Origin of the sequence: Acinetobacter sp. A1, from assembly GCF_012371315.1 — a bacterium.
Taxonomy (GTDB): Bacteria; Pseudomonadota; Gammaproteobacteria; order Pseudomonadales; family Moraxellaceae; genus Acinetobacter.
On record NZ_JAAZQY010000012.1, the window covers coordinates 1 to 16767 of the forward strand.

Annotated in this window: 16 protein-coding genes, 1 tRNA gene and 1 pseudogene; 5 read left to right on the plus strand and 13 right to left on the minus strand. The window is 41.8% G+C overall.

Annotated features, from left to right (window positions below; translation table 11 throughout):
• Nucleotides 1-332: 332 nt before the first annotated feature.
• Both HHA41_RS06130 and HHA41_RS06135 read right to left on the minus strand, forming a co-directional pair.
• On the minus strand, nucleotides 333-2033 hold the full coding sequence (locus HHA41_RS06130; protein ID WP_168460970.1) for an NAD-dependent malic enzyme: 1701 nt from the start codon (nucleotides 2031-2033) through the stop codon (nucleotides 333-335).
• 170 nt (nucleotides 2034-2203) lie between these two features.
• Nucleotides 2204-2485, minus strand: coding sequence for a DUF2798 domain-containing protein (locus tag HHA41_RS06135; RefSeq protein ID WP_168418956.1), 282 nt, complete (start codon nucleotides 2483-2485; stop codon nucleotides 2204-2206).
• 195 nt (nucleotides 2486-2680) lie between these two features.
• On the opposite strand from HHA41_RS06135, the gene argS reads away from it, so the two are divergent.
• Entirely contained in the window at nucleotides 2681-4471 is a 1791-nt protein-coding gene (gene argS / locus HHA41_RS06140) for an arginine--tRNA ligase (protein WP_168460971.1), read from the plus strand.
• Nucleotides 4472-4505: 34 nt separating this feature from the next.
• The gene (locus tag HHA41_RS06145) at nucleotides 4506-5114 is read left to right on the plus strand and encodes an SPOR domain-containing protein (RefSeq protein ID WP_104852865.1); all 609 of its coding nucleotides are present in this window, start codon (nucleotides 4506-4508) and stop codon (nucleotides 5112-5114) included.
• Nucleotides 5115-5217: 103 nt separating this feature from the next.
• On the opposite strand, the gene HHA41_RS06150 is transcribed toward HHA41_RS06145, so the two are convergent.
• The 3 genes and pseudogenes from HHA41_RS06150 to HHA41_RS06160 all read right to left on the minus strand — a co-directional run bounded on the left by HHA41_RS06150 (nucleotide 5218) and on the right by HHA41_RS06160 (nucleotide 7097).
• Nucleotides 5218-5865, minus strand: a complete 648-nt coding sequence (locus tag HHA41_RS06150; RefSeq protein ID WP_168460973.1) for a glutathione S-transferase — start codon at nucleotides 5863-5865, stop codon at nucleotides 5218-5220.
• Nucleotides 5866-5988: 123 nt separating this feature from the next.
• A pseudogene (locus HHA41_RS13115) lies at nucleotides 5989-6129 on the minus strand (OsmC family peroxiredoxin); the annotation flags it as partial.
• 20 nt (nucleotides 6130-6149) lie between these two features.
• Nucleotides 6150-7097, minus strand: coding sequence for a pirin family protein (locus HHA41_RS06160; protein ID WP_096902217.1), 948 nt, complete (start codon nucleotides 7095-7097; stop codon nucleotides 6150-6152).
• A gap of 246 nt (nucleotides 7098-7343) precedes the next feature.
• On the opposite strand from HHA41_RS06160, the gene HHA41_RS06165 reads away from it, so the two are divergent.
• Nucleotides 7344-8636 carry a GGDEF domain-containing protein gene (locus tag HHA41_RS06165; RefSeq protein ID WP_171458217.1) on the plus strand — a complete coding sequence of 431 codons (1293 nt, stop codon included), beginning with the start codon at nucleotides 7344-7346 and terminating at the stop codon, nucleotides 8634-8636.
• A gap of 217 nt (nucleotides 8637-8853) precedes the next feature.
• Here the strand turns inward: HHA41_RS06165 and guaA are convergent, their stop codons facing one another.
• Both guaA and HHA41_RS06175 read right to left on the minus strand, forming a co-directional pair.
• Complete coding sequence (guaA, locus tag HHA41_RS06170) at nucleotides 8854-10422, minus strand: glutamine-hydrolyzing GMP synthase (protein ID WP_004970232.1); 1569 nt, start codon at nucleotides 10420-10422, stop codon at nucleotides 8854-8856.
• A 224-nt stretch (nucleotides 10423-10646) separates the two neighbouring features.
• Nucleotides 10647-10943: a DoxX family membrane protein gene (locus HHA41_RS06175; protein WP_168460975.1), complete on the minus strand. Its 297-nt coding sequence runs from the start codon at nucleotides 10941-10943 to the stop codon at nucleotides 10647-10649.
• 231 nt (nucleotides 10944-11174) lie between these two features.
• On the opposite strand from HHA41_RS06175, the gene HHA41_RS06180 reads away from it, so the two are divergent.
• The gene (locus HHA41_RS06180) at nucleotides 11175-11810 is read left to right on the plus strand and encodes a DedA family protein (RefSeq protein ID WP_168418963.1); all 636 of its coding nucleotides are present in this window, start codon (nucleotides 11175-11177) and stop codon (nucleotides 11808-11810) included.
• A gap of 100 nt (nucleotides 11811-11910) precedes the next feature.
• Here HHA41_RS06180 and HHA41_RS06185 read toward each other — a convergent pair whose 3' ends face one another.
• The 5 genes from HHA41_RS06185 to HHA41_RS06205 form a co-directional block, all read right to left on the minus strand.
• Nucleotides 11911-12501: a LysE family transporter gene (locus HHA41_RS06185; RefSeq protein ID WP_168418964.1), complete on the minus strand. Its 591-nt coding sequence runs from the start codon at nucleotides 12499-12501 to the stop codon at nucleotides 11911-11913.
• 225 nt (nucleotides 12502-12726) lie between these two features.
• Nucleotides 12727-13122 (minus strand): hypothetical protein, encoded by a 396-nt coding sequence (locus HHA41_RS06190; RefSeq protein WP_168460978.1) that lies wholly within the window; start codon nucleotides 13120-13122, stop codon nucleotides 12727-12729.
• 15 nt (nucleotides 13123-13137) lie between these two features.
• Nucleotides 13138-13974, minus strand: coding sequence for a ParA family protein (locus HHA41_RS06195; RefSeq protein ID WP_168460980.1), 837 nt, complete (start codon nucleotides 13972-13974; stop codon nucleotides 13138-13140).
• Nucleotides 13975-14075: 101 nt separating this feature from the next.
• Entirely contained in the window at nucleotides 14076-14468 is a 393-nt protein-coding gene (locus HHA41_RS06200; RefSeq protein ID WP_104852855.1) for a SirB2 family protein, read from the minus strand.
• Between the two features lie 13 nt (nucleotides 14469-14481).
• Nucleotides 14482-14793: a BolA family protein gene (locus HHA41_RS06205; RefSeq protein WP_168418968.1), complete on the minus strand. Its 312-nt coding sequence runs from the start codon at nucleotides 14791-14793 to the stop codon at nucleotides 14482-14484.
• Between the two features lie 236 nt (nucleotides 14794-15029).
• Here HHA41_RS06205 and HHA41_RS06210 point away from each other — a divergent pair.
• Nucleotides 15030-15105, plus strand: a tRNA-Gly gene (locus HHA41_RS06210).
• Nucleotides 15106-15287: 182 nt separating this feature from the next.
• On the opposite strand, the gene HHA41_RS06215 is transcribed toward HHA41_RS06210, so the two are convergent.
• Nucleotides 15288-16517 (minus strand): hypothetical protein, encoded by a 1230-nt coding sequence (locus HHA41_RS06215; protein WP_168460982.1) that lies wholly within the window; start codon nucleotides 16515-16517, stop codon nucleotides 15288-15290.
• Nucleotides 16518-16767 lie beyond the last annotated feature (250 nt).

Sequence of the window (16767 nt, forward strand, 5' to 3'; positions counted from 1 at the left end):
AAGTCGGAACTGACCGACTCAGGCTCTAGTTACACGCTTGGCAACAAGACATTAACAGAGTGCGAATTAGTCCTTGAGTATGTTTGACTACATTTTAAGGAACAGATGACCGTGTGGCCAAATACTTAATTGGGCAAGGCTATGTCAGCCAGCAACAAATTGATGAATTACAATGTGCTTTAAATCCATTAAATTGTGCCGATTTAAATCCAAAACAGAATTATATTGCCTAGGGTTTGTTGAGCATTGCATTAAAAAACAAGGCGTGCCAATGGCACGCCTTGTTGGTTCGTCTATCTGCCAATTTAGACAGTAAAATCAAATAATGTGCCTTAAAAAGTTACTCGCTTATAGTCACGGTAAGCAGGCTTCCAAAAGTTTGCTTCTATTGCCTCTCGTAATGCCTCATCACTCATGACAGCTGCAACGCCTGCATCCATTGCTGCTTTTGCGACTCTAAATGCAATAAATTTAGACACCTGCTGAATTTCATTTAAATCAGGCAATAAATCTGCGTTTGGATCCTGCAACAATGGTGAGCAGTCCGCCAGCGCATTACTTGACGCAATCAGCATACTGTCTGTCACACGTGTAGCCCCTGCAGCGATTACTCCTAAGCCTATACCTGGGAAAATATACGAGTTATTGCATTGGGAAATATTATAAAGTTTGCCCTGATAGTTCACTGGCTCAAATGGGCTACCTGTTGCAATTAAGGCCTTGCCTTCAGTCCACTCCAAAATATCGGCAGGAAATGCTTCAACTTGTGAGGTTGGATTTGACAATGGCAACACAATTGGACGCTCGCAATTGGCAGCCAAGGTTTTAATCACCTCTTCAGTAAATAAACCCGGTTGCCCCGAAACCCCAATCAATACCGTTGGCTTGGCGTTTTGAATGACGTCCAACAGCGAAATCACACCTTCAGGATTGTCCCAATGTGCAACACGTTCAGGACTTTGTGCCAATTTACGTTGGAAATCGAGTAAGTTTGGCTGATTGCTGGTGAATAAACCAAAACGATCCACCATATACACACGGGCACGTGCTTCAGCATCGCTCAAGCCTTCCACCACCATTTGCGCCACAATTTGCTCGGCAATACCACATCCTGCAGAACCCGCGCCCAAAAAGGCAATGGTTTGATCTTTCAGCTGCTTGCCTGCCGCACGTGATGCAGCAATTAAACTGCCCACAGATACGGCAGCTGTGCCCTGAATATCATCATTAAAACAGCAAATCTGATCACGATATTTATTCAGCAAGGGCATGGCATTTTTCTGAGCAAAATCTTCAAACTGAATCAATGCCTTTGGCCAACGGCGTTTCACCGCATCAATCACCTGATCGACAAATTGATAGTATTCCTCACCACTAATACGTGGCTGATTCCAGCCCATATAGATCGGATCATTCAGTAATTGTGGGTTATTGGTGCCGACATCTAAGGTAATGGGCAAGGTATAGGCAGGGCTAATACCACCACATGCTGTATATAAAGACAGTTTCCCAATTGGAATACCCATGCCGCCAATGCCCTGATCACCCAAGCCTAAAATACGCTCACCATCGGTAATCACAATCACTTTGACATTCTTTTTATTGATGTTCTGCACAATATCATCAATATGGGCACGGTCTGGATAGGAAATAAAAATACCCCGATGACGGCGGTAAATATCGGAAAAACGCTGACATGCCTCGCCCACAGTTGGGGTGTAAATAATAGGCATCATTTCACTCAAATGCTGTTCAATCAGGTGATAAAACAGGGTTTCATTGGTGTCCTGAATGTTGCGCAAATAAATATGCTTGTTGATGGCATCGCTAAAAGCAGAATATTGCTGATACGAACGCTGGCTTTGTTCTTCAATATTTTCAATTGCATGTGGAATTAAGCCATGCAAGTTAAAACGGGTGCGTTCTTCTTCTGAAAATGCAGAACCTTTATTTAATAAAGGTAATTCTAAAAGGCCGTTGCCCGCATAGGGAATATATAAAGGACGTTTCTGCTGCAAATTTGCGGTTGTCATTGTTCATCTCATTCTAATCGGTTGCTGATGGCGCATGGATTGAGATGCACCATCTGACATCTGACTAGCTTAGCCCGAATTGCAGCAAATAGGGCATTTAGAAGTTTGATAACCAAATCTGAATGATTTTTATTTCTGATAGCCCATGTTATCTAGGCATCGAACCTCATTTATTTGGGTGGTTGCAGTGGCGTCATATCTACAATTAAGCCAGTGAACTTACGCACCAAAGGCAGCACACATAATACGACTGGAAAAGCAAACGCCCAAGAAATCATCCAGTTATGCAACCACAGGGTAAAAAATCCCTCAATCCAGCCCAAATTTCGGACCATGTTAATCAACGAAATGATGCCACTCATCAGACATGATAAAAAGAAAGGCATCACCACCGTGGCCCATTTCATGGGTAATTTGGGTACATTGCCAAAAATCATTGCACGTTGTTTCATGCTCCAGCCTTTTCGCCTCACTGAATGCCGCATACTATGCCATGAATTGCTTGCTTAAAGGATGATTTTTCAGGCAATTTGTTCATGCTTAGCTACAATCGCTGAAATTCGATAAAGCATACAATTGCACTCCCCTAAAGCCCCTGAAATTTGCTATATTTAGCGTTTTTCTGCACATCTATTTTTCGACTAAATATGAATACGGCAATACAAGCAGCGCTCGATCATGCAGTGCAATCCCTTCAAGCTGAAGGTGTACTCCCATCTGACTGGAACAATACGAGTAATTTAACCCGTACCAAAGACCGCAGCCACGGTGATTTCGCATCAAATATTGCCATGATTGCCTCTAAAGCTGCAGGCATGAAGCCACGCGATTTAGCCGAAAAAATTCTTGCTGCTTTGCCTGAAGTTGCAGACATCAGCAAAGCAGAGATTGCAGGTCCTGGTTTTATTAACTTCTTTTTAAATGCCGACCAGCGTTTTAGCGTTTTAGACCAAATTCAAGCACAAAAACAACAATTTGGACGCAGCCAAATCAATGCAGAAAAACGCATTCAGGTCGAGTTCGTTTCTGCCAACCCAACCTCAAGCCTGCACGTGGGTCATGGTCGTGGTGCGGCTTATGGTATGACAGTTGCCAATTTACTTGAAGCCACAGGTGCCAAAGTTGACCGTGAATACTATGTCAATGATGCTGGCCGTCAAATGGATATTTTGGCGACGTCAACTTACTTGCGTTATTTGGAATTAGCAGGTCAAACGCTGGTGTTCCCAAAAAATGCGTATCAGGGTGACTACGTTAAAGACATCGCACAAAGCATTTTAAAACAGGATGGTGAACGCCATGTACGCCCTGTTGCAGATGTATATAACAATGTGCCGGAAGATGTGCAATATGCGGCAGAACTCGATGCCGATGGCAACAAAGTGGTCTTGTCGGGCGACAAAGAAAAACACATTGATGGTTTGATTTTCAATTCACAAACGCTCTTGGGCGACGATTATCGCGTGTTCCATCAAGCTGCGCTAAATGCTATTTTGGCCGACATTAAAGATGACTTGGGCGAGTTTGGCGTCACCTTTAACCAATGGTTTAGTGAAGCGTCATTGACTGAAAAAATTGATGAAGCCCTACAAACACTAGATCAACGTGGTTATCTATACGAACAAGACGGCAATATCTGGTTTAAATCGACCGCATTTGGCGATGAAAAAGACCGTGTGGTGAAACGTCGTAATGGTCAAACCACTTACTTTGCTTCAGACATTGCTTATCACCTGAATAAATTACAACGTGGCTACACAGACCTAATTGATATTTGGGGTTCAGATCACCACGGTTATATTTCACGTGTGAAAGCGGCCATTGATGCACTAGGCTACGACTCGAAAAAATTAACGGTACTATTAGTGCAGTTCGTGAGCTTATGGCGTGGCGGTGAAATGGTACAAATGTCATCTCGTTCAGGTCAGTACGTGACCTTACGTGATTTGCGTAAAGAAGTTGGCAACGATGCTGCGCGTTTCTATTATGTCATGCGCAAATCTGAACAGCACATTGACTTTGACCTAGATTTGGCCGTTTCACAAAGTAAAGACAATGCGGTCTACTATATTCAATATGCACATGCACGTATTTGTCGTATGCTCGAAAAAGCTGCTGCTACGCAATTGAATTTTGATGCGACGACTGCACGTCAGTTTGCCGCTAAACTTGAGCTAGATGCTGAAACTGAAATTTTAGCCAAACTGGCTGCGTATCCTGAAATTTTAGTGCGTGCTGCCAACAGCCATGAACCGCATCAGGTAGGTAACTATTTGAAAGAATTAGCAGCATTGTTCCACGGTTGGTACAATGAACATAAAGTTCTGAATGATGATGCAGCCTTGACCCAAGCACGCTTATTGCTTTCAGTAAACATACAACAAGTCTTGCGTAATGGTTTAGAATTATTAGGTGTCTCTGCACCAGAAACAATGTAAAAGCCCAATAAAAGCATAACAAGAGGAAGTCCACGTGTTTGGAAAAACGCAACGCGGTGTATCTGAGCGACCGAATAAGCCTAAAAAACCACTAATTCCAACGTGGTTAGGCACGCTCGTGGTGATTTTAATCGTGTTGTGTTTTGCTGTAGCCTTAATGCTATGGAAACCGTGGGCACCTGTGCAGCCTAAAGGGCAAATCAATTCTGAGCATTATCAGGAAGATACCAACAAAGACTATCGTTTTTATGATTTGCTGCCACAGCAACAGGTTACGCCAATTCCTGAGCAAGCAGTGCCTGAAACACAGCAACAGAATACCGTAGTCATTGTTGAAGCACCTGCTGCTGTAGAGGCTCCAGCGGCCAGCGAAGCCAATGTTGGTCTGACAGAAATGCCAGCCCCTGTGGTACAAGCCAGCTATATTCTACAAGTGCGTAGTTATACCGACCCAGATGCTGCAGATGCACGTCGTGCCGAAATTATTTTGAATGGTTTATCGGCAGATGTGGTGAAAAGTGTAGAAGCTGGTGAAACTTGGTATCGAGTGATTTCAGGCCCTTATGATTCAGCCGATGCTGCGGTAATTGCTCAGCAAACTTTACAGCATAGCGGCATTGATTCAATTGTCGTAAAACGCTGAGCCTCGTTGTTATCAATCGACCAAAATCAATTAAAAAAAAAGATGCCACGGCATCTTTTTTTAGGTCTGGATAACGATATGCTCACAAGAATCATTGCCAGATTTATATTAACTGCTGCTCACGTTCGCGTGCACGCTGAAATGCAGGACGCTGTTCCACACGCGCCAAATAAGCCGCAATCTGTGGATAATGATGTCCTGTACGGCTTTGCAATGCTTGAAGCGGGAAACCCATTTGAATATCGGCAAAAGAAAAATCCCCTGCAAAATAATCATGTTTGCCCAAATAATCTTCTAAATAAGCAATATGATCTTTTAAACGAGGCTGAATAAATCCTGTTTTAACACCTGCAGTAATTTTTTGCGCCATTGGTCGAACTAACCATGGCACATGCTGCGGCACATTGGTCATCACCAACTGCATCACTAACAATGGCATTAATGAACCTTCGGCATAATGCATCCAGTATTGATAGGCTTGCTGTGCTGAAGCCTGATGCGGTTTAAACTGCCTTTGCGTATCATAATGCTGCTGCAAGTACTCCAAAATTACTGCAGATTCTGCAATGGTCTGCTCTGCATCAGTTAAAATTGGTGCTTTACCCAATGGGTGAATCAGCTTCAACTCATTGGGCGCACTTAAATTGGGCTGACGGTGGTAAAACTTGATTTCATAGTCCAAACCCAGCTCTTCGAGCGCCCACAAAATGCGGAACGAGCGGGATTGATCAAGGTGGTGTAAAGTAATCATAAACGTCCTATTTTGTTTTTATTACATCTGTTTTAAGTGATTGTTATATCTTCTGTTTCACGCAACATTATAAAAAGGCATGGCCTGTATGCCTTTTTATAAGAGACAGATTCAACTCTAGGTTTAACCCAATTCAGTACGAATTTCCACACTGCGTAACAAGGTTTTAGTCACTGGTGTTTTTTGACAGATATTCAGTACTTTTTGCTGTAATTCTACATCCAATACCACTTCAGTTTGCACATGGCGTTCAATCCACTCCCTATAGATTGATATTCCATCATTTATTTTGATGCACGCATTTTTGCGGGGAAAGTCGGTGCTTCTAAACGTGGTCCATCGTAGTCTGGTATTGTGCCAAAACGAGGATCATGATTGATCCATTGCTCACGTGCAATGCTTAACTCTTCTTGGGTACGACCGACGAGATTCCACCACAACAAAATTGGCGACTCAAAAGGTAATCCGCCCAATAGCAACAGACGCGCACCCGCATGTAAATCTAGCTGAATTTCGGTTAAGCCCGGTTCAAGCACCAGCATATTTTCATCGTTTAATTCATGCCCATGCACAGTGGCTGTGCCTTCCAACATCATCAAACCATATTCAAACTTAGGATTCAGCGGCAAACGGGTTGTCGTGCTGGTTTCACTATAAATATCTACCCCTAGCAACTCACTATGTACCAATACTGGCGAAGTGGTATTTAAAAACTCACCGACTAAAATGGTAAATTCCACTCCATCTTGCTGAACCACAGGCAAGTCAGGGTAATGATCAAAACGTGGCGCCATATTGCGCTGATCATCAGGTAAAGCAATCCACAATTGCGCTGTATGCATGTGTGTTTCGGTGTCAGGAGCAACTTCGGTATGTGAAATACCATAACCTGCAGTCATTAAATTAACCTGTTTGGGACGAATCAATTGCTTAGTACCCAAGCTGTCGGTATGCATAATGCTGCCTTCAATCATCCAGGTGAATGTTTGCAAACCTATATGCGGATGCGGCCCAACATCTAAGCCTTCACCTTGTGGAAAATTAACAGGACCTGCGTGATCTAGAAAACACCATGCCCCAATCATGCGTTTATGCCGACTCGGTAAAGCACGTTTAATTAAAGTTCCCTGCCCAATTTCAGCACTACGCAGTGGAAATTCCTGTATAAATTGCTTGACGTACTTATCACAATCGTCTGAATTGGAAAGCTCGGTATAATTGCTATTGCTCATTCTATACCTCTTATATTTCTGTAAATTCCTTGACTATTAAATACGCTAAATCACTAACGAAGAGCAAGATGAAATTTGTTGTTCTGATTTTTATGGTCCAAACTTGAACTACACCTTAAAATATATGGCATAATTTTGACCAAAATTTAAAAAAAATAGAGAAAATACCCAAATTTAGGGAGGTTATTTTTTCTGCATTTTGCGCATAATCCTAACTATAAGTTGTCAATTTGAGTAAATATCGCTATGTCTGTAAAAGCTCGAATGGGGGAACAGACCCGTTCGAAGATTTTAAGCAATCAGGAAGCCTCAGAAAAACTTTTAAAAACAACTGAGTGTGATCTTGAAAACCGACAAGCAATTGAAAAAGCATTGCAGCACCCTGCTGCGCAACTTCCACCACAATTTGAAACACATTTTTATCAACACCAAAATTTACATCAGCGTCGTTATTTACGCCAAGTCAATTACATTGGGCAAATGACGTTCCTGCTGTATTTCTTTATCGATTATTTCATCATTCCAGATGTCACTACGCTCTCGGCCACACTCCGTCTCAGTGCTGTTGTATTGGCGCTGATTGGCAATTATTTCTGCTTTAAATTGATCAAAGATATTCGCCTGCTGGATTTAATTTTACCGGTCAGCGCCACACTGTGCTGCGGTATTTGGTTCTATATCCTGTCGCAATCACAAAGCCCTTGGATTTCCACTTATGTTTATGCCTCGGTCATTTTTGTACTCATGGCCAATCTGTGTATTCAAGTGCGTTTCCGCCCTGCGGTCTATAATTCATTGGTCATGAGCGTACTCATGTTTTTTGGGGTGATTTCCCTCACCAACTTGCAGGATGCCTTAGTTTTTATGGTGATGTATATCCCTGTATGTTTGTTGAGTTTGTATATCAGCTGGATCAATACCCTAAATGCCCGCCATCACTTTTTACGCAGTTTGCTGGATGACTGGAATTTTCATACCTTGCAAGCCTTGGCGCATACCGATGAACTGACCCAACTCAATAACCGACGTCAGTTTGTACACATGGCAGAACACAAAATTCATGCATGGCCTAAATCTGAATCGGTCTGCTTGTTGATGTTTGATGTCGACTTTTTTAAACAAATTAACGATACCTATGGGCACGATATTGGAGATCGAGTCTTACAAAATATTGCAGACATTGCCCGTAAAGAAATGCGCCGCAAGGATATTTTGGCACGCTTTGGCGGTGAAGAGTTTATTGCACTGCTTAGTGAAACCAGCTTAGATGAAGCATTGATGATTTCGGAGCGCTTAAGACAAAAAATTGCTCAGCATGAAATGTGCATTGATAAAAAATGTTTTAATTTCACTGTCTCCATTGGCGTGTCGAGTTTAAAACCACAACAAACCGACTTGCAGACCCTGATTAAAGAAGCCGATTTGGCCTTATATCAAGCCAAACAGCGCGGACGAAATTGTGTCATCAGCTTTGATGTGGGGATGCCTGAGCCCCCTAAATCTACAGTAAAAAAAGAAATTAAATCTTGGATTGTTTAGCATACATAAAAAAAGAGCACATGAAGTGCTCTTTTTTATGTGTAAGAGGAAAACCTAGCTGCCGCAAGCATCTTGCACCCATTTTAAAATCTGTGCTTTAAAATAGGCTCATGTCGTAAAACTGGCAAGCAGCAGTGCTGCTTGAAACCCCTAGCTGCCGCGCGCATAGCGCTTGGCGTAATTCAGGCACGAAGCAGTGCTTCGTGAAATCCCTGAATTACTCCCATTCAATGGTTGCAGGTGGTTTAGATGATACGTCATAAACCACACGTGAAACTTCTGCAATTTCATTCATAATGCGCGTTGAAATACGATCCACCAAGTCATACGGCAAGTGTGCGAAACGTGCGGTCATAAAGTCCACTGTTTCTACGGCACGTAGTGCGATTACCCATGCATAACGACGGCCATCACCTACGACACCAACAGATTTTACAGGTTGGAATACGGCAAATGCTTGAGCTGTTTTGTCATACCAACCACTTGCACGTAATTCCTGCATGAAAATGTCATCGGCTAGACGTAAAATGTCTGCATATTCTTTTTTCACTTCACCCAAAATACGCACGCCCAAACCTGGACCTGGGAATGGATGGCGGTAAATCATGCTGTGTGGCAAGCCTAAAGTAGTGCCAAGTTTACGAACTTCATCTTTAAACAAGTCACGTAATGGCTCAACCAATTCAAAAGCTAAATCTTCTGGTAAACCGCCCACGTTGTGGTGTGATTTAATCACATGCGCTTTGCCTTGTTTGCTGGCAGCAGATTCAATCACGTCTGGGTAAATCGTACCTTGTGCCAAGAATTTTACACCATCAAGCTTACGTGCTTCTTCAGCAAAAACTTCAATAAATTCACGACCAATGATTTTACGTTTTTTCTCTGGATCAACTTCACCAGCCAATGCACCTAAGAAACGCTGTTCAGCGTCGGCACGAATTACGCGAATCCCCATGTTTTCTGCAAACATTTGCATCACTTGATCGCCTTCGTTCAAGCGCAACAAACCGTTGTCTACAAATACACACGTTAATTGATCGCCAATGGCACGGTGCAATAAGGCAGCAACTACAGATGAATCGACACCACCCGATAAGCCAAGTAATACTTTTTCATTGCCAATTTGCTGACGTAATTGTTCTACACGCAAGTCGATGATGTGTTCTGGTGTCCACAAACCACGGCAGCCACAAATTTGATGTACGAAGTTAGACAGTAATTCTGCACCTTTAGCCGTGTGCGTTACTTCTGGGTGGAATTGAATACCATAGAAACGGCGTGTTTCATCAGAAATCATCGCCACAGGGCAGCTTGGTGTGCTTGCCGTAATTTGGAAGCCTTCTGGAATACGTGCCACTTTATCGCCATGGCTCATCCAAACGTGCAATTGGTTTTCACGGTCTTGCAAGTTACCAATCAGTTTGTCACGTACCAAAATATCGACTTCGGCATAACCGAATTCATGCACTGAACCTGCTTCAACCTTACCGCCCAGTTGTTCTGACATGGTTTGTAGGCCATAGCAGATACCCAGTACAGGTACGCCTAAGTTAAATACAATTTCAGGTGCGCGTGGACTACCCGCTTGGTGAACACTTTCAGGTCCACCCGATAAGATAATACCGTTTGGATTAAATGCACGAATGTCTTCTTCCGACATATCGTAGGCATACATTTCAGAATATACACCCGCTTCACGAACACGACGTGCGATCAGCTGGCTATATTGCGAACCGAAATCCAGAATCAGGATACGATCTTCAGTAATTTGAGTATTGGTAGTCATGACAAACAACTATAGAAAGGCAAACGAATTAAGCGCGCTATTCTAGCATTTTTCCACGCCTTGCGCACACTATTCAGACAATCCTAAAAATGGCTATTTTTCTTCGTGATATTGCAGTGACCACATACTCTAAGTTTTAAAAGACTATGCATTTCCTATAGCATAAAAAAAGCAACCTTCTTGAAGATTGCTTAAATTGTTGAGCTGATGTGGAAATCAATGACTTACTTTTTTGCTTCCAAAAGATGGTCTAGACTTATTTTGCCTGCACCGTAAAGCATGATGTAGAAGAAACCGCCAGCCAAACCACCACCAAGTTCTAGCAAAATCACCAAAGGTAGCAGTGAACCTGAAACACCCATAGCTTGCATATAGCCCACTGTCGCATCATAGCCTGCAATTTTGCCCCAACCAGATACAATAAATAAATACGCTAAAAAAGCACGTGAAAATAAACTTACAATGGCTTGCACACTGGCTTTTTCGACCACACTTTTTAACACAACATTTGGATTAAACATCAGATCACCTATATTTTTGATTCATTCTTGAAGACAAATACATCTTAGTTTTTCCAAAATTCAGGATAAATACGCATTTAAAAGACATGTTGTTGCATCTATGCAACGAAAAAGAACCGATGTGGCTGGTCTGGCATCCCTAAAATTGCTGTGAAAATTATTTACCTTTTCATACTGACTTTCCGCCTGTGGACTGCTAGGATTTGAGCACACTTTCGCTTGTTTTTCCCCATGGAACTGATTGATTTTATATTACACGTCGATGAACATTTGCTCGAATTCATCACCCAATATGGGGTATGGATTTACGCCATTTTATTCCTGATTATTTTTGTAGAAACAGGCTTGGTGGTCATGCCGTTTTTACCAGGCGACAGTTTACTTTTTGCAGCAGGTGCACTCGCTGCTTCAACAGGTGTGATGGATCCTTGGTTACTCGGGGTTTTACTATTCATAGCCGCAGTGCTGGGCGATACCCTGAATTATCATATTGGTAAATATATTGGCCCACGGGTTTTCGAGCTTGAATCACGTTTTATTAATAAAAAGCATTTGATCGAAACTCAAAAGTTTTTTGAACGTCATGGGGGTAAAACCATTATTTTTGCCCGCTTTGTGCCTTTTGCACGTACCTTTGCACCCTTTGTGGCGGGTGCAGGTAGCATGAATTATAAATACTTTCTGACCTATAACGTGGTTGGGGCATTTTGTTGGATTGCTTCGTTTATTACCCTAGGCTACTTATTTGGAAATATGCCAATTGTGAAAGATAATTTCACCTATTTAATTTTCGGTATTATTATTCTGAGTGTTTTGCCAGGGGTGATTGGTTTTATTCGCCAAAAACTCAAGAAAAAGCCTGCTTAAGTGTATGCTATTGGAAAAATTCAAGTGTTGAATACTCGACCTATAAGGATGCGCTGCGCATCCTTGGTTTGATCTTTACGTCGATTCTATATTTGTGCCTTTAAAAAAACCGTGCTACCACAGGCAACATACATACCACTAAAAGTAAGGCCGAACCTTTATAGAGCAAATCGGCTGTGACTTTTTTAGTTTCTCTGGCCAAAATCACCCGTCCAAATGACATCCAAAATAATGCGGTAGGCAACAACACCAAACTAAATAGCACATAGACCACAGCTACATTGGTCGGGTTATTCCAAGTTTCTACAGGGAAAATACCTGCAGCAAATAACAAAGCCTTTGGATTTTTAAAAGTTGAGAAAAATAATTGCGCAGGGCGAATGGTTGGATGCTTCTGACTGTGCTGCTCTAAATGCGACTGCTTCCATAAATGAAAGGCCATCCAAAATACATAGCCCGCACTCAAAATATGCAAAATATCAATAAAATACGGCCAGATTGGGGCACTTAAATGAATCAGCAGAGCCCATAAGCTAATTGCATAAGCATAGCCAAATAATTCTGCAGGAATCAGCATACTGGTTTTCGCAATGCCCTGTTGATGCGCTGAACTCGCCAATAATGCATTGGTCGGTCCAGGAATCATCAAGACCGCGATCATGGCCAAGACAAACCACCAACTTTCAATCATAAACACCAAAGTACGCCAGTCAAACAGGAGCACACCTTATATGAAAGCCATAAAAAAAGACAAGTTTTTCTAATACGCCAATACTGACCAAAGCGTATAAATATAACGACAATTCAATCTAAGTTTTTGTTTTTATATGTTTCATTTTAGGGAAGCTCTGAAACATTTTGCTAAAAAATTTTCAGCTATGGCTGTGCCATATAGGCACAACCACAGTGTTTTTTCTTAAGATGTTGCAGGTTTAAGCTTCACTATAATCGGGCAGGCTTTAAATTTTGCAGCCTGCACAATTGCTTCTTGCTCACCCAATAAACGTGCTAATTCGGTATTTTTGGTATTGGATGACTGTCCCATATTCACCGAAACACTTGGTCCAATGCCCCAACCACCTCGGCTGCCCCAGCCACTACCTAAGCCCACGCCGACACCAACGCCTGTACGTTTTGGTGCCTGCACACCACTTTCAATATATTGTTGAATGCGGTTATATTCACTTTGTAATTGCTGGCAATTCAAGGCCTGATAATGCGTAGGTGACACATAAATCGGCTTGACTGTAGTCGCACACGCACCTAACAACACACTACTGACCGCCAAAAGACCGATTGCAAATGTTTTCATGTTCACCTCTGTGTATCACGCTTGCTCAATTTCATTGAACAACGATTGATAGGCCTGCGTCAATTTATGATCTGTTGCCAAATGAATTAATGGCAAATTTTTATGATGTGATTCTTTCATCAACACTGAAGGCGGCAACATGCTGTTCAAGACAGGCAATCCCTCATCTTTAAGTTGCTGAACCACTTCACGCGGCAACTTGGCCTGCGCCTGAAACTGATTCACCACAATCCCTTCAATTTCCAGATGTGGATTATGATCATCTTGGGTTTCCAAAACATTTTCAATCAAGCTTTGTAAGGCACGTTTAGAAAACACATCACAGTCAAAAGGGATGAGCACCCGATCTGCCGCAATTAAGGCAGAGAGCGTAAAAAAGTTAAATGCAGGTGGGGTATCAATAAATACACGGTCATATTGATCAGACAATTGCTGCAGGGCATCACGTAGTTTATAAATTTTATGTTTAGATTCTAAGGCATGTGCCAAACCACCCAATTGTGGGCTAGCAGGAATCACATCCAGATTCTTGAACGGTGACTGATGCACATAAGCTTCTAAACCTTTGCTGCGGTTTTTTAAAATAGAGCCTAGCGCATTGCCCAATAAACCTTTGGACTGATTACCCCCCAAAACCTCTTCAAAATAATTTTCAATATTGGGTTCAAGCGCAGGTTTATCGGCAGAATAGGTCGCATCATCGCCCAGTAAATATTGGCTGGAGTTGGCTTGCGGGTCGAGATCAATTACCAGTGTTTTTAGCCCTTGATGAGCACTGATTGCTGCCAAATTCACGGTAATACTGGACTTTCCAACACCACCTTTCTGATTAAACACCACACGTGTGCGCATTGTCGCCCCTCGTTGAATGACTTCAGTTCTTGTTATATGTTCAGTTTAACCGACCCGCTATGATTGTTGGCGCATAGTGTCTAACAATCCTTAAACTTGCCCTAGCCAAAACTTGGTTTAAGCATAACCAAACCTAAAATGGCAATGAAAGCAATCAGGGCCAGTCCCCAGCCAACACGGCGCTGCACCAGCAAAATACGCTCATCTTTTTTATACGCTTTAATCAAAGAAGAAAGCATCACAAAAAATAAAATAATTTTGGCATAAAACCAAGCTTCGACCTGAAAATCCTTCAGAAATAAGGCAATGACTCCTGTCACCACAATCAGCGTGAGTGCCGAATGCTGTAAAGCCACAAAGACTTTCCATGCTTTAGGGTTTGGAGAGTGATTCAATGTGCCTTTAAATAATGTCATGGCACGCACCACAATCACCAACAGCAACAAAGCCACTGCAGCAACATGAATGTTGTTTAGCATTGATAAATTTTCCATCTATAGCCTTCCCTTACACATCTTTTGGTGCATGTGCACATTCAGGGCTAGACGTATCTTGGCCTTGCCACTCAGAGGCAACAAAGGCATGAATCGCAAGCGCATGAATTTTATTTGGCGCAAGTAAATCACCTACAGCGGCATAAATTTTTTGATGACGTTGTACCGAACGTAAGCCCTGAAAAGCATCACTGACCATCACCACTTTAAAATGGGATTCTTTTCCTGGGAAATAACCGCCATGCCCTGCAGATTCATTCACAACTTCTAAATGACTTGGATTTAAAGCAGCTAAGCGTTGTAACAATTGTTGTTCTAAACTCATGATTGTATTTCCCAAAATGGTTTAAAGGCTGCCTAGCAGTATAACTGCGTTCTATACAATTCTCAGCACTTTGGTAGAATCATTCGTGCTTCGTGCCGTTACAGCGTGTTTTTCTACTCAAATTTGGCGATCTCATCGCCAGTTGTTCTAAAAAATGTCGTTTATTTATGCAATTAAGCTAATTTTTTGCATAAATGGATTGACCCTATTTTTGCATAATGTATTATACACCGCATGCGGGAATAGCTCAGTTGGTAGAGCACAACCTTGCCAAGGTTGGGGTCGCGAGTTCGAGTCTCGTTTCCCGCTCCAGATTCTAAAAGCCTCAGTTGAATGACTGGGGCTTTTTTTTATTAAAAAAATTCACCTCTCCTTCACCAACATCACCCGATAGGGTGAAAATATGTTGATCACGGAGTCTGAGGGCATGGTCTACCGACATAGATATTCCAAGCCCAAGCTTCGCTTTTGTCCAGACCCAAATCTCAGTATGTCTACATCATCACAGCATGCATTTCCCACACATATTGACTGCGCATCAATTGTTTTAATTGTTTAAGGTCTTGATATTTTTCCAGTATCTCTTGTGCTTGAGCTAATTTTTGTTGGGCATGCCGATAGTCTTGCTCATATTTTCGATACAAATCTTGCACTTTAATTTTACGGTTAGAATATAAAAACTGACTCCAATTAAAAGAGTAAATAATGTCATCTACTTGCATTTGTAAAGTTTCTAACTGTTCTTCTAAAAGCAGGTTATACGCTTTTAATTGTTGATTGGCGAAAGATAGATTGTGCTGCTGACCCAACTGAATTTGCAAATTTAGCAAGGTCAATAAATCATTGGCTTCATAAGCTTGATTGGCTTGCTGCATCAATGCGGTTTTTTCTTGTTTTTTCTGCTCATCTTGCTCACGATCTGGGTGAATCCACGCTGTAATTTTTAAGTAAATCGTTTTGATGGATTGATTTGCCAGTTTCTTTGCTTCTTCACGCTGTTGCTGTTTTTTTGCTGCTTTGGCTTTTTCACGGGCAATTTGCTGTTCGGCAAAAGCTTTTTGAGCACCACTCAACTGACTTAAAAAATCTAGCTCCTCTTGATCTTGCATTTTTTGTTCAAATTTTTCTATAAAATCATCTAAATCTAATGGGTCATGTTGAAAATCAAAAAAATCTAGATCTAGGTCATATTCTTCACAGAGAAAATGTTTCAAACTGTCCAACTTGAGCTGTGCTAGTCGTTCTTGTTCAGAAGCATCATCTTCAAAGCCACCTTGCTCAAAGTTTTCTTCTGCGAACTCAGACTCAGTTTTAGCCTCTAACATCTCATCTAGATCATCTAAGTCTGGCCGCTCAAAATCATAGCCATAATGATTCAGCAATTCTGTTAAAAACTGAACTTGTTCGGCAGACATCTGCTGCGAATCTAAGAGCTGTAAACTGAGTTGCTCAATTTTTTGAGCAAGTTTAGTTTGTTGGGCTGCCGTCATTTTTTGTTGTTTTTGCTGAAGCAATTGTTGAATTTGCTGAAATATAATTTCACGCAATTGCGTATAGGTTGGTAAAATTTCTCGGCTGGCCCGTGCCTGAATATCGGCTTGTGCGGTCTGCCATTCATTCAAACGTACTTGTTCCTGCTCAATTTTTTGGCATAATTTCTGAAATTTTTTCTGTGCCGCAGAAAGTTTCTGCTCTGGCTCTAAAGTACTTTTCTGTAATTTCATCTTCAATCATATCGAACACATAAGTCTGAGCCGTATTTTAACCAACTTCACTCAATAAAAAACACCCTTGCCATCACAACACCTTTTCTCATCCATGGTCTTTGACCTGCTCCATCTTGCAACAGCCCCACACACGGTTAATGACCTGAAACATCTTCAAGCAATTGATCTTCTATTCTGTACAGCACATTGCACATAGTTCGATTATCATAGGCAGCAATACGACTTTTCCAAATATTCAGGATAATAC